Below are 380 nucleotides of genomic sequence, written 5' to 3'. Positions count from 1 at the left end.
GCCCTTGGCCTCGATCACGGCACTGGAGGTAAGGATGCGGATGCCTTTGGCACGCGCTTCTTCAACCAGCGAACCACGCGGGTTGTGGCGGGCATCGGCAATGGCGACCACTTGCAGGCCGGCATCGTGCCAGTCCAGCGCCGCGCGGTAGGCGTGGTCGTTGTTGGTCGACAGCACCAGCTTGCGGCCCGGGGCCACGCCGTAGCGGCGTACGTAGGTGGACACGGCACCGGCCAGCATGTTGCCCGGCACGTCGTTGTTGCCGTACACCAGCGGGCGCTCGTGGGCGCCGGCAGCCAGTACCACGCGCTTGGCGCGCACACGGTGCACGCGGTGGCGTACCTGGCCGATCGGGGCGCGGTCGCCGAGGTGGTCGGTGA

Annotated in this window: 1 pseudogene; it reads right to left on the bottom strand. The window is 69.7% G+C overall.

Annotation, left to right across the window (positions count from 1 at the left end):
• A pseudogene (locus tag QWI17_RS00040) lies at positions 1-380 on the bottom strand (sarcosine oxidase subunit alpha); the annotation flags it as partial.

Source organism: Gilvimarinus gilvus, assembly GCF_030518155.1.
Lineage (GTDB): Bacteria > Pseudomonadota > Gammaproteobacteria > Pseudomonadales > Cellvibrionaceae > Gilvimarinus > Gilvimarinus gilvus.
Note: the sequence above shows the minus strand (reverse complement) of the source record. Positions and strands in the feature narration are given on the sequence as shown.